Below are 12,384 nucleotides of genomic sequence, written 5' to 3' on the forward strand. Positions count from 1 at the left end.
ACTAGTGCGCATCGGCGATGTGCTGCGTACCGATCCGCTTGCGGAACACCCAGTAGGTCCACCCCTGGTAGAGGAGAACGATCGGCGTCGCGACCGCCGCGCACCAGGTCATGATCTTCAAGGTGTACGGGCTGGAGGAGGCGTTGGCGACCGTGAGGTTCCACTCCTCGTTCAGCGAGGACGGCATGACGTTCGGGAACAGCGTCAGGAACAGCATCGCGACCACGGCCGCGATGGTGACCCCGGACAGGGCGAACGCCCAGCCTTCTCGCCCCACCATGTTGAACCCCAGCGCCGCCACCAGGGCCAGAACCGCCACGATCACCGCGACGAAGCTCTTGCCGTCGCCGCGGGAGACCTGGGTCCAGACCAGGAAGACGAGCGCCAGCACGGCCGTCACCAGACCCAGTGAGGTCGCGAGCCGCCGGGACCGGTCCCGGATGTCCCCCACCGTCTTCAGCGCGGTGAACACCGCACCGTGGAAGGTGAAGAGCGTCAGCGTGACCAGTCCGCCGAGGACCGAGTAGACGTTGACCAGGTCCCCGAGGCTGCCGACGTACTCCATCTCCGCGTCGATCTTCACGCCGCGCACGATGTTGCCGAAGGCGACACCCCACAGCAGGGCGGGCAGCAACGAGGTCCAGAAGATCGCGTGCTCCCAGTTGGTCTGCCACTTCTCCTCGGGCCGCTTCGCCCGGTACTCGAAGGCGACACCGCGCACGATCAGACAGACCAGGATCAGCAGCAGCGGCAGGTAGAAGCCGGAGAACAGGGTGGCGTACCACTCGGGGAAGGCAGCAAAGGTCGCACCGCCTGCGGTGAGCAGCCACACCTCGTTGCCGTCCCAGACGGGCCCGATGGTGTTGATCAGGACCCGCCGCTCCTTACGGTCGCGGGCCAGCAGCTTGGTCAGTACCCCGACCCCGAAGTCGAAGCCCTCGAGGAAGAAGTAGCCGGTCCATAGGACGGCGATGAGCACGAACCAGACGTCGTGGAGTTCCATACCTCAGCTCCTCAGCGGCTCAGTACGAGAAGGCCATGGGCCGGTCGGCGTCTTTGTCGTCGCCGCCGATCCGGGTGGGCGGGTTGAGATCGGACTCCGTGAGCTCCGGCGGTCCGGCCTTGACGTACTTCAGAAGCAGCCTGACCTCGATCACGGCGAGCACCGCGTAGAGGAGGGTGAACACCGTCATCGAGATGATCACCTCGCCCTGGGAGACACCGGGGGAGACCGCGTCGCGGGTGCGCAGCACGCCGTAGACCACCCAGGGCTGGCGGCCCATCTCGGTGAAGATCCAGCCCCAGGAGTTGGCGATCAGCGGGAAGGCCATCGTCCAGAGCGCCACGATCCAGTACCACTTGGTGAACCTGGGGCTGAGGGCCTTGTTCCTGAAGAGCACCAGACGCGGCGCTTCGTCGTCGCCGGTGCGCAGGCCCGGCGGCAGAAGGAACTTCCTGCGGGTGAGCCAGAGGCCGAGCAGCCCGATGCCGAAGGACGCCATGCCGAAGCCGATCATCCAGCGGAAGCCCCAGTAGGCGACCGGGATGTTGGGCCGGTAGTCGCCGGGCCCAAAGGCTTCCTGCTCAGCCTTGTTGACGTCGTTGATGCCGGGGACGTAGGAGGTGAAGTCGTCGTTGGCGAGGAAGGACAGCAGTCCGGGGATCTCTATGGCGACCTTGTTGTGGCCGGCGTCGACATCCCCGTACGCGAAGATCGAGAAGGGTGCGGGCGCTTCGCCGTCCCAGAGCGCCTCGGCGGCGGCCATCTTCATCGGCTGCTGCTTGAACATGACCTTGCCGAGCAGGTCGCCGCTGACGGCGGTGAGCGCTCCGGCGAGCACGACGGTCACCAGCCCGACGCGCAGCGACATCCGCATCACCGGGATGTGCTTTCTGCGGGCGAGGTGGAAGGCGGAGATGCCGGCCATGAACGCGCCGCCGACGAGGAAGGCGGCCGTCATGGTGTGGAAGAACTGGGTGAGCGCCGTGTTCTGGGTGAGCACGAGCCAGAAGTCGGTGAGCTCGGCCCGCCCGCGCTCCTCGTTGATCCGGTAGCCGACCGGGTGCTGCATCCAGGAGTTGGCGGCCAGGATGAAGTAGGCGGAGAGAACGGTGCCGATCGACACCATCCACATACAGGCGAGGTGGATCTTCTTCGGCAGCTTGTCCCAGCCGAAGATCCACAGTCCGATGAAGGTGGACTCGAAGAAGAAGGCGATCAGCGCCTCGAACGCCAGCGGGGCACCGAAGATGTCACCGACGAAGCGCGAGTAGTCCGACCAGTTCATGCCGAACTGGAATTCCTGCACGATGCCGGTGACCACACCCATGGCGATGTTGATCAGGAAGAGCTTTCCCCAGAACTTCGTGGCCCTGAGGTACTTGTCGTTCTCCGTCCGCACCCAGGCGGTCTGCAGGCCGGCGGTGAGCGCGGCGAGAGAGATCGTCAGAGGTACGAAGAGGAAGTGGTAGACGGTGGTGATACCGAACTGCCAGCGCGCGAGAGTCTCTGGCGCAAGAGCGAGGTCCACGTCGTCTCTCCTTACTTCACCGTTGTCACAGCCGCAGTCTGCCCGGTCGACCCCTGACATTGCCGGAGAAACCAGGGCACGCTTGTGAACGCGTTCACATTCACAAGCATTATGGCTCATGCGAAATCCGTACCTTCTACCGGGGGTGACTCTTCCGGATTTCTTCAACATATTGTTGAATTCGACGCATGAAGATCCGCATCTCCTGGCCCGCCGGACAGCTGACGGCCACCCTCGACGAGACCCCGACGAGCAAGACCCTCACCGAAGCCCTGCCGCTCTCCTCCTCCGCCCACACCTGGGGCGAGGAGGTCTACTTCGACACCCGCCTGACCGCCGCCCTCGAACCGGACGCACAGCAGGTGGTGGATCCGGGCACGGTGGCGTTCTGGACCGACGGCGACGCGCTGGCCCTGCCCTACGGGCCCACACCGATCTCGCGAGGCGGGGAGTGCCGCCTCGCGAGCCCGTGCAATCTCCTCGGCCGGATCGACGGCGACCCGCGCGTGCTGGCAACCGTCCGCGAGGGCGACCCGATCCGGGTGGAACTCGTGCCGTAAGCCGGCAGAAAGACCTACAGCTCCCGGCGGAATGCCTCGGCCGTGTGCAGGAACAGGTCATTGGCCTCGGTCTCACCGATCGTGACCCGCAGGCCCTCACCCGCGAACGGCCGGACCACCACACCGGCCCGCTCGCAGGCCGCGGCGAAGTCGGTCGTACGCTCCCCCAGCCGCAGCCAGACAAAGTTCGCCTGCGTCTCGGGCAGGGTCCAGCCCTGCTTGACCAGCGTCTCGTAGACCCGGTTGCGCTCACAGACCAGCGAGCCGACCCGCCCGAGCAGTTCGTCCTCGGCTTGCAGCGAAGCCACGGCCGCGTCCTGGGCGAGCTGGCTGACACCGAAGGGAACGGCGGTCTTGCGCAGCGCGGCCGCGACCGGCTCATGCGCGACGGCGAAGCCGACCCGCAGGCCGGCCAGCCCGTACGCCTTGGAGAACGTGCGCAGCACAGCCACATTCGGCCGGTCGCGGTAGATCTCGATGCCGTCCGGCACGTCAGCGTCCCGGATGAACTCCCGGTACGCCTCGTCCAGGACCACCAGCACATCGGACGGCACCCGGTCGAGGAAGCGCTCCAGCTCGGCCCTGCGCACCACCGTGCCGGTCGGGTTGTTCGGGTTGCACACGAAGATCAGCCGCGTCCGGTCGGTGATCGCGTCCGCCATCGCGTCCAGGTCGTGCACGTCGCCGGCCGTCAGCGGAACCGGCACCGCCTTCGCGCCGGAGATCTGCGTAATGATCGGGTACGCCTCGAACGACCGCCAGGCGTAGATGACCTCATCGCCCGGACCCGACGTCGACTGCAGCAACGACTGCGCGACCCCGACCGAGCCGGTACCGGTCGCCAGGTGCGAAACGGGCACCCCGAACCGCTCGGCCAGCTCGTTCATCAGGCCCGTACAGGCCATGTCCGGGTAGCGGTTGAAATTCCCGGCAGCGGCGATCGCGCTCTCCAGCACACCGGGCAGCGGCGGGTACGGGTTCTCGTTCGAGGACAGCTTGTACGCCACCGGACCCCCGGCCGCGGCAGGCCGGCCCGGCTTGTACGTGGGGATGCCGTCCAGCTCGGCGCGCAGCTTGGGACTCTTCTCGCTCACCGCAGGTCCTCCTCGACCGTTCCCGTGCAACTCAATACTCCTCACCTTATGAGGATTCCGCTCCGCTGCGAATGGGCGGCGAAGAGAAAGGGGGGGAGCGCCCCTTTATCGTCGCGCGCCGGTGGCTTGCGCCGTGGCGCGCGTCCCTCGTCAAGGTGAGTTGAGACCGCTTCGAGACATCGGCTCCTTGGCAGGCCCGTGCCGGTCGATGAGTACCAGATCTCTCCCAAATCCCCCAACTGCCTTGATTTCAAAGGAAGTTGGGGGTGGCGAACCTTGCAGAAACGTGCCTGCCAACGGGTGCATATGCACGCGGACCAACCACCCGCCAGAGCCCTACTATCGGCTCGCCATGACAGCAGCAGGGAAGCACCAGGTGAGCCGGACGGACACACCCCGGCGGGGCAGCCGGCAAGGGCGGGCGGGCATCAGGGACGTGGCCGCCGCAGCCGGTGTCTCCATCACGACCGTCTCCGACGCGCTCAACGGCAAGGGCCGGCTCCCGGACGCCACCCGCCGCCACGTCCGCGAGGTCGCAGACCGGCTGGGCTACCGCCCATCCGCAGCGGCCCGCACGCTCCGTACCGGAAAGTCGGGCCTCATCGGCCTGACCGTGACGACCTACGGGGATGAACCTTTCACCTTCACCGAGTTCGCGTACTTCGCCGAGATGGCCAGAGCCGCCACCTCCGCCGCGCTCGCCCGCGGCTATGCCCTCGTCATCCTCCCCGCCACCTCCCGGCACGACGTCTGGTCGAACGTCGCGCTCGACGGCACCGTCGTCATCGACCCCTCCGACCACGACCCGGTCGTCTCCGAGCTGGTACGACAGGGCTTACCCGTTGTCTCCGACGGACGCCCGGCGGGCTCTCTCCCCGTCACCGCCTGGGTCGACAACGATCACGAGGCCGCAGTACTCGGCCTGCTCGACCACCTCGCCGACGCCGGCGCCCGCCGGATCGGCCTGCTCACCGGCACCACCACCGACACATACACCCGGCTCTCCACCACCGCATACCTCAACTGGTGCGACCGCGTGGGACAGGACCCGGTGTACGAGTCCTACCCCGCCCACGACCCGTGCGCCGGCGCCGTCGCCGCCGACCGGCTGCTGGCCCGGCCCGACCGGCCCGACGCCGTGTACGGGCTCTTCGACCCCAACGGCACCGACCTGCTCGCCGCCGCCCGGCGGTACGGCCTGCGCGTCCCCGACGACCTGCTGCTGGTCTGCTGCAGCGAGTCCACCGTGTACGCCAACACCGAACCGCCCATCACCACCCTTTCGCTCAAACCGCGCCGCATCGGTACCGCCGTCGTCCAGCTCCTCATCGACGCCATCGAGGGCATCGACGCCGGCCGGCCCATCGAGCAGGTAATACCGACCGAACTCATCATCCGTACGTCGTCGCAACGCCGCCCGCCCCGCACCACGGTCAGCGCGCCGCGCTCACCGTCCCAGGACTGACCCCTCGATCCCACCCATTTCGGGAGAAACAGCCGGCGAACCTCGTTGCCTGTTCCGATTCACCACCCCTGGTGCGTCACACAGCACGAGGCGCATTCCTATGATGGGCGCACGACACCGCGGACCCCCACGACCAGGAAGGTCCGACGGTGTACGGCGGCGCGACGGTGGTGGAGGGGTCGATGACTCAGGGGGCCGGTCAGGGACCCGTGGTGCGGACGGCGACATTGCGGGACTTCCGCGTTGCTCCGGCGCCCGTGCACGAGCCCGTTCCGTACGTCGCCGAGCAGGCTGCGTACGCCGCTGAACAGGTTGTTCCGTACGCCGCCGAACAGGTTCCGTACGCCGCCGAGGAACCCGACGGCTACACCCCGACGCAGCGCGATCTCCCGGTCATCGGCCGCGGCGGCCCAGGTGACACCGTCCAGGTCGAGGTCCAGGCGGACCAGAACCCGGACTCCGCCCTGGACCCGTCCGGCGCGCCCGCCGCCGAAGACGGCCCGGGGCCGCTGTACGTCGTCGGTGACGTCCACGGCTACCTCGACGAACTCGTGACCGAACTCCACGCCCAGGGCCTCATCGACGCCGCCGGCCACTGGTCCGCCGGCACCGCCCGGCTCTGGTTCCTCGGCGACTTCACCGACCGCGGTCCCGACGGCATCGGCGTCATCGACCTCGTCATGCGGCTGTCCGCCGAGGCCGCGGCCGCCGGCGGCTACTGCAAGGCCCTGATGGGCAACCACGAACTGCTCCTGATCGGCGCCAAGCGCTTCGGCGACACCCCGGTCAACTCCGGCGCCGGCACCGCCACCTTCCAGGCCGCCTGGCTGCTCAACGGCGGCCAGCGCACCGACATGGAGCGCCTCCAGGACGTCCACCTCCAGTGGATGGCCCGCCTCGACGCGGTCATCGAGGAGGACGGACACCTGCTGATGCACTCCGACACGACCGCCTACCTCGACTACGGCGACTCCATCGAGGCCGTCAACGACACCGTCCACGACGTCCTCAACCGCAACGACGCCAACGAGTGCTGGGACCTCTTCCGTAAGTTCACCAAGCGCTTCGCGTTCCGCGACGACTCGGGTCCCCAGGCGGTCCGGGACCTGCTCGGCACGTATGGCGGGCAGCGCATCGTCCACGGCCACAGCCCGATCCCGTATCTCCTCGGCGAAGTCGGCTCGGAGGACGGCGAGGACGGCGGAACTCCGGGCGTCGAAGGGCCGCATGTGTACGCCGACGGGCTCGCCATCGCGATGGACGGCGGAGTGACCATGGCGGGCAAACTCCTTGTCGTACAACTCCCTTTGAGTAATTGACGCTTCACGGGGTAGAGGCCGATTCGGGTAGATCGGCCCAGCTCGTGCGGCCAATTTACGGAAAGGCCCTGTCACCGCGTGCCGTAAGCGTTCTACCATCGGCTTATCCGTAGCAGGCTCTCCTCCGTTTCCGCCGACTGCCCGGTCTACGCGGGCAAACCGGCCCGACGGAGCATCGGGGGATGCACATGACCAGCGCTCCGCACCTGCTGACCGAGGACCGTCCGGAATTCGAACGGATCCTCGACGAGGCGCTGCGCACCGCGCACGACCGTCCTGATCTGTCCGCCATCGGCGAGCGGCTCAACGCCGAACAGCTGCGCACGATGGCGCTGAACGCAAGCGCGCTACTCACCACGGCGGCCGCCGCCGAGTACGAACACTTCGTAAAGGTCCGCGAGGAGCTCCGCGAACCGACCGGGCTCCGCGGCGGATCAGCCCCCGACACGGGTACAGGTACGAGTGCGGGCTCCGGTACGGCGGACGGAACCCCCGGCGCCGGACTCAGCGCGATCGTCGCCGTCCTCGCGCCCGTCCTCGCCGGCACCGCCGCGTTGATCTTCCTGCTCGTGGGTTACATCCTCAAACTGCTCACCCCCGAGCCGGCGTTCGCGGACACCATGATCACCACGGGCTGGCTCTTCGGCGGCCTCACCGCGGCGGCCATCCTCGTCGCCGCCGTCGGCCTGCTGCTCACCGCGCTGCGCAACAGCGCGACGGAGGTGGTGGCGGACGAGGCGGACGAACTGCCCGACGAGGTCTCCCGCGCCCGGGAAGCCTGGCGCCACGCCCTGCTCGAGCGCGGCATCCTGCCGTTCCTGCGCGACGCCCTGGCGGACCCCGGCTCCGACCCGGCCGCGTCCACCCCACGCCGCCCGGTGGGCCGTATCCCCAACCTGGGCTACAGCCGCCCGGACTTCACCAGCCCGGGCCCGGACGGCGGCCCGTCGGCGGGGCGCCCGAGCTACAGCAGCCCGGACTTCACCAGCCCCGACTTCGGCGGCCCGGAACACCAGCCGGAGTAGTCGACGTACGAACGCACGTGTGCCGTGCCCGGATCGAACCGGACACGGCACAGTGCCTAGCGGGTTCCCGACGGGGTCAGGACTGCTTGTTGACCTGCACGCCGTGCTCGTGGGTCATGGCGTGCAGGCTCTTTAACCTGGACTTGGACAGCAGACTGTCCCCGGGGGACGTCAGCTGGAACCAGGGGCCGATGTCGTCGGTCGGCGTGCCGACGCAGTCGAGTACGAAATTGGGGTCCCCACCGCCTGACCCATCGACCTCGCACCGGGTCTCAAACACATCCCCGTCCGTGGTCGGCACCTCGACCGAGACCAGGTTGTTGTGCTCGGCAATGGAGACGGAACACGCGTTGTCGGGGCAGCCAGGATGGGTCTCCGGATCGGTGAGGTCCGTCCAGACGAACGGGGTGATTTCGCTCTGGAGACCCCGGATACCCACGTACGTGATCCCGTTGACGAGCGCGGCTTCCTGCTCGCGGCTGGCCTGTCGCCTGATGGCGTCGATGTCGTTGCACACCGCCGGGCCGGTGGCACCCGTGGCACCCGTCGCACCATCGTCGCCGTCCGCGCCGGGAGGACCGGTCGGTCCGGTCGGGCCGCGCTCACCGCCGCCAGGCCCGGTCGCCCCCGTTGCCCCTGTCGCTCCGGGAGGGCCGGTCGGTCCGGTGGCACCGTCTTCGCCGTCTTCGCCGTCTTGACCGGGAGGCCCGGTCGGACCGGTCGGACCGGTCGCACCCTTCTTGCACTTGTCGTCGCCGTAGCCGTAGTCCTCGCCGTAGCCGTAGTCCAGCCACTGCATGTAGGACTTCAGGCTGTCCGGCTTCTTCGGCTTATGGTGATCGTCCTTGCACTCGTCCTTGTCCCCCGCGACTTCTGGCGATGTCCGACCCTCCCGGATGCCCATCGCAGGCAGACGCTCGCCAACCGTGAGTTCGCTGTACGGCGCCTCGCTCCACTTCTCGCACCGGCCACCGGAGTTCCGGCTGCCAAGTCGAGGCAGGCGGGCGCAAAGCGATAGACCCGGTTGAAGCACGGCGGTGCCCCGTGGTCGATCGGTCCAGGGGCACCGCCGTGCGTCACATCAGTCCGCAAGCGGCAGGTACACGCGGCTGCCGCTCGCCGCGAACTCCTTCGACTTCTCCGCCATCCCGCTCTCGATCTCCTCCTGCGTACCTCCGTGCTGACGCCGGATGTCCTGCGAGATCTTCATCGAGCAGAACTTCGGGCCGCACATCGAGCAGAAGTGCGCGGTCTTCGCCGGCTCGGCGGGCAGCGTCGCGTCGTGGAACTCGCGAGCCGTGTCCGGGTCGAGAGCCAGGTTGAACTGGTCCTCCCACCGGAACTCGAACCGCGCGTCGGACAGCGCGTCGTCCCACTCCTGCGCGCCCGGGTGGCCCTTGGCCAGGTCCGCCGCGTGTGCCGCGATCTTGTACGTGATGACGCCGGTCTTCACGTCGTCCCGGTCCGGCAGGCCCAGGTGCTCCTTGGGCGTGACGTAGCAGAGCATCGCCGTACCCCACCAGGCGATCATCGCCGCACCGATGCCCGAGGTGATGTGGTCGTACGCCGGAGCCACGTCCGTCGTCAGCGGGCCCAGCGTGTAGAACGGGGCCTCCTCGCAGATCTCCTGCTGGAGGTCGATGTTCTCCTTGATCTTGTGCATCGGGACGTGGCCCGGGCCTTCGATCATCGTCTGGACGTTGTGGCGCTTGGCGATGGTGTTGAGCTCGCCGAGCGTGCGCAGCTCCGCGAACTGCGCCTCGTCGTTTGCGTCGGCGATCGATCCGGGGCGCAGGCCGTCGCCGAGGGAGTACGTCACGTCGTACGCGGCGAGGATCTCGCAGAGCTCCTCGAAGTTCTCGTACAGGAACGATTCCTTGTGGTGCGCCAGACACCAGGCCGCCATGATCGAGCCACCGCGCGAGACGATGCCGGTCTTGCGGCGCGCGGTCAGCGGCACGTACCGCAGGAGCACACCGGCGTGGACCGTCATGTAGTCGACGCCCTGCTCGGCCTGCTCGATGACCGTGTCCTTGTAGATCTCCCAGGTCAGCTCCTCGGCCTTGCCGTCGACCTTCTCCAGCGCCTGGTAGAGGGGCACGGTGCCGATGGGCACGGGGGAGTTGCGCAGGACCCACTCGCGGGTGGTGTGGATGTTGCGGCCGGTGGACAGGTCCATGACCGTGTCCGCGCCCCACTTGGTGGCCCACGTCATCTTGTCCACCTCCTCCTCGATGGAGGAGGTGACCGCCGAGTTGCCGATGTTGGCGTTGACCTTCACCAGGAACTGCTTGCCGATGATCATCGGCTCGATCTCCGGGTGGTTCACGTTGGCCGGCAGGACGGCCCGGCCGGCCGCGATCTCCTCACGTACGACCTCGGGAGAAACGTTCTCGCGGATCGCGACGTACTCCATCTCCGGAGTGATCTCGGCCCGGCGGGCGTACGCGAGCTGCGTCACCGCCTGCCCGTCGCGGCCCCGGCGCGGCTGGCGCGGGCGGCCGGGGAAGACCGCGTCGAGGTTGCGCAGCCCGCCGCGCGGCGAGGTGTGCTTGATGCCGTCGTCCTCGGGACGGACCGGGCGGCCCGCGTACTCCTCGGTGTCACCGCGGCCGATGATCCAGTTCTCCCGCAGCGGCGGCAGGCCGCGCCGGACGTCGGTTTCGACGGTGGGGTCGGTGTACGGACCGGACGTGTCGTACAGCGTCACGTCCTTGCCGTTGGTGAGGTGCACCTGACGTACCGGCACGCGGAGGTCGGGGCGCGAGCCCATGACGTATCCCTTGTGCCAGCCCGGCTTGCGCTCCGCCGACTCGGCGGCAGGCGTGCGTGCATCCTGAATGGTCATGAGACCTACTCCCTACGCCGGCATTACCCGGTAACAGGTTCGGCGGTCGGCGCAGCTACGTCAGCGCCCTCTCAGCCCGGTGCTCCGAGCTCCCGCGTGTGCAAAGGTGCCCCCACGCTAGCGTCATCTCTGGCGTGCTGAACAGTGGACCCCCCTGAAGTTCTTGCGATGATCGGTCGGTGACCTCCTTGCCCCCGCCTCCCGCCGAGCCCCAGGGCCACGCGCACGGCCACTCCCACGGCCACGGCCACGGTCCCGCCGCTCCCGTCTCCCAGCACCTGCGCAAGGTCATCGCCGCGGTGCTGATCCCCTTCGCCACCGCGGTCCTCGTCGGTCTGGTGGTGCTCTGGCCGGGCGGTGCGCCCGCGCACGAGCGCACCGGTGTCGGTTTCGACCGGCAGACGCAGCAGGGCGCGGTCACGAAGGTGGAGAAGGTCGACTGCAAGGACGTGAACGCCTCGCAGGTGCCGCCGACCGGCGACCCGTCGACACCCGAGGGGCGGGAGGCGCAGCAGGCGCAGAAGGGGGAGTGCACGCGGGCGACGATCGAGGTGACGACCGGCGAGGACAAGGGCCGCACGTTCGTCGAGATCATCCAGCCGGACGCGCCGCGGCAGTTGAGCAAGGGGCAGGGCGTGGTGGTGGCGTACGCGCCGGACGCGCCCCGCGACCTGCAGTATTCGGTGACCGATGTGAACCGGAAGCTCCCGATGGCGCTGCTGGCGGGGATCTTCGCGCTCGTGGTGGTGGCGGTCGGCCGGCTGCGCGGAGTGATGGCGCTGATCGCACTCGCGGTGAGCTTCGCCGTCCTGACGCTCTTCATCCTGCCCGCGATCCTTCAGGGCTCGAATCCGCTGCTCGTCGCGGTGGTCGGAGCGAGCACGATCATGCTGGCCTCGCTCTACATGTGCCACGGACTGTCCGCCCGTACGTCCGTCGCCGTCATCGGCACCCTGATCTCGCTTCTGCTGATCGGGCTGCTCGGTTCGGTCTTCATCGGCTGGGCCAGCCTCACCGGCAACACGGACGACAACACCGGGCTGATCCACGGCCTCTATCCGGACATCGACATGAGCGGCCTGCTGCTGGCGAGCGTCATCATCGGTTCGCTCGGCGTACTGGACGATGTGACGGTCACGCAGACCTCGGCGGTGTGGGAACTGCGCCAGGCCGACCCGACGATGGGCCCGCGCGCCCTGTACCGGGCCGGCATCCGGATCGGCCGGGACCACATCGCGTCGGTCGTCAACACGCTTGTACTGGCTTACGCGGGTGCGGCGCTGCCGCTGCTGCTGCTCTTCTCGATCGCGCAGAGCAGTGTGGGGACGGTCGCCAACAGCGAGCTGGTGGCGGAGGAGATCGTTCGGACCCTTATCGGCTCGATCGGTCTGGTGGCCTCGGTGCCGGTGACGACGGCGCTCGCGGCGCTCGTGGTCTCCGCCGACCGTCCCACGGGAGCTGCGGGAGCTGCGGGAGCCTCGGCGGCACCGGAGACGCCGCCGAGGCGCGGGGGCAGGGGCCGGCGCCGCAAGGGCTGAACGG

10 protein-coding genes and 1 riboswitch are annotated in these 12,384 nt (G+C 68.3%); of the genes, 5 read left to right on the forward strand and 5 right to left on the reverse strand.

Going from position 1 to position 12,384, the window contains the following annotated elements; translation table 11 throughout:
• Position 1 precedes the first annotated feature (1 nt).
• On the reverse strand, positions 2 to 1,003 hold the full coding sequence (gene cydB, locus NLX86_RS08055; protein WP_254370892.1) for a cytochrome d ubiquinol oxidase subunit II: 1,002 nt from the start codon (positions 1,001 to 1,003) through the stop codon (positions 2 to 4).
• Positions 1,004 to 1,022: 19 nt separating this feature from the next.
• A complete protein-coding gene (locus tag NLX86_RS08060) occupies positions 1,023 to 2,531 on the reverse strand; it encodes a cytochrome ubiquinol oxidase subunit I (RefSeq protein ID WP_254370893.1) in 1,509 nt (502 codons plus the stop codon).
• Between the two features lie 188 nt (positions 2,532 to 2,719).
• Here NLX86_RS08060 and NLX86_RS08065 point away from each other — a divergent pair, with 188 nt between their 5' ends.
• On the forward strand, positions 2,720 to 3,091 hold the full coding sequence (locus NLX86_RS08065) for a cyclophilin-like fold protein (RefSeq protein ID WP_254370894.1): 372 nt from the start codon (positions 2,720 to 2,722) through the stop codon (positions 3,089 to 3,091).
• A 14-nt stretch (positions 3,092 to 3,105) separates the two neighbouring features.
• On the opposite strand, the gene hisC is transcribed toward NLX86_RS08065, so the two are convergent.
• A complete protein-coding gene (gene hisC, locus NLX86_RS08070; RefSeq protein WP_254370895.1) occupies positions 3,106 to 4,185 on the reverse strand; it encodes a histidinol-phosphate transaminase in 1,080 nt (359 codons plus the stop codon).
• A 352-nt stretch (positions 4,186 to 4,537) separates the two neighbouring features.
• Between hisC and NLX86_RS08075 the strand changes: the two genes are divergently transcribed.
• The 3 genes from NLX86_RS08075 to NLX86_RS08085 all read left to right on the forward strand — a co-directional run bounded on the left by NLX86_RS08075 (position 4,538) and on the right by NLX86_RS08085 (position 7,994).
• Positions 4,538 to 5,650 carry a LacI family DNA-binding transcriptional regulator gene (locus NLX86_RS08075; protein ID WP_254370896.1) on the forward strand — a complete coding sequence of 371 codons (1,113 nt, stop codon included), beginning with the start codon at positions 4,538 to 4,540 and terminating at the stop codon, positions 5,648 to 5,650.
• Between the two features lie 167 nt (positions 5,651 to 5,817).
• Positions 5,818 to 6,969 (forward strand): metallophosphoesterase, encoded by a 1,152-nt coding sequence (locus NLX86_RS08080; protein ID WP_254370966.1) that lies wholly within the window; start codon positions 5,818 to 5,820, stop codon positions 6,967 to 6,969.
• 182 nt (positions 6,970 to 7,151) lie between these two features.
• On the forward strand, positions 7,152 to 7,994 hold the full coding sequence (locus NLX86_RS08085) for a hypothetical protein (RefSeq protein WP_254370897.1): 843 nt from the start codon (positions 7,152 to 7,154) through the stop codon (positions 7,992 to 7,994).
• A 76-nt stretch (positions 7,995 to 8,070) separates the two neighbouring features.
• Here the strand turns inward: NLX86_RS08085 and NLX86_RS34365 are convergent, their stop codons facing one another.
• Together NLX86_RS34365 and thiC are read right to left on the reverse strand one after the other, a co-directional pair.
• Positions 8,071 to 8,898, reverse strand: a complete 828-nt coding sequence (locus NLX86_RS34365) for a hypothetical protein (protein WP_302061062.1) — start codon at positions 8,896 to 8,898, stop codon at positions 8,071 to 8,073.
• Between the two features lie 177 nt (positions 8,899 to 9,075).
• Positions 9,076 to 10,842 carry a phosphomethylpyrimidine synthase ThiC gene (thiC, locus tag NLX86_RS08095; RefSeq protein WP_254370898.1) on the reverse strand — a complete coding sequence of 589 codons (1,767 nt, stop codon included), beginning with the start codon at positions 10,840 to 10,842 and terminating at the stop codon, positions 9,076 to 9,078.
• Positions 10,835 to 10,948, reverse strand: a riboswitch (TPP riboswitch). Its footprint overlaps the gene before it by 8 nt.
• Positions 10,949 to 11,021: 73 nt before the next feature.
• Between thiC and NLX86_RS08100 the strand changes: the two genes are divergently transcribed.
• Positions 11,022 to 12,380 carry a YibE/F family protein gene (locus tag NLX86_RS08100; protein ID WP_254370899.1) on the forward strand — a complete coding sequence of 453 codons (1,359 nt, stop codon included), beginning with the start codon at positions 11,022 to 11,024 and terminating at the stop codon, positions 12,378 to 12,380.
• Positions 12,381 to 12,384: the final 4 nt, after the last annotated feature.

The organism is Streptomyces sp. A3M-1-3, from assembly GCF_024213665.1.
Lineage (GTDB): Bacteria > Actinomycetota > Actinomycetes > Streptomycetales > Streptomycetaceae > Streptomyces.